This is a genomic window from Saccharothrix sp. ST-888, from assembly GCF_000955975.1.
In the GTDB taxonomy this organism is placed as follows: domain Bacteria; phylum Actinomycetota; class Actinomycetes; order Streptomycetales; family Streptomycetaceae; genus Kitasatospora.
In genome coordinates, this window is record NZ_JYJF01000809.1 from 1 (window position 1) to 322 (window position 322).

Annotated in this window: 1 protein-coding gene; it reads right to left on the reverse strand. The window is 70.2% G+C overall.

Annotated features, from left to right (window positions below; translation table 11 throughout):
- Positions 1–322 (reverse strand): polyketide synthase dehydratase domain-containing protein (locus UK12_RS34665; RefSeq protein ID WP_045307203.1); only part of this gene is annotated, 322 nt, incomplete at both ends.

A 322-nucleotide genomic window follows, 5' to 3' on the forward strand; every position in this document is an offset into this window, starting at 1 on the left:
GACGCCAATGAAGGCTCGGAGCCCGGCTGCCCGACCCGTCCCCCGAAGCCAGCGTTAGGTGCAGCTGCACCCCGCCCTGTTCGGTCATCACTAGCGGTGCGGCCAGGGTGAGTTCCTCCAGCAGGGCGCAACCCACCTGGTCGCCCGCCCGGATCGCCATCTCCACGAAGGCCCTGCCCCGCAGCAGCACACCCCCCAACACCGTGTGATCCACCAGCCACGGATGGGTGGAGAGACCCAGCCGCCCGGTGAAAACGAACCCGCCCGAGTCCTCCAGTTCCGCCGCCGCTCCCAGCAGCGGGTGGTCCGCCGTACCCAGACC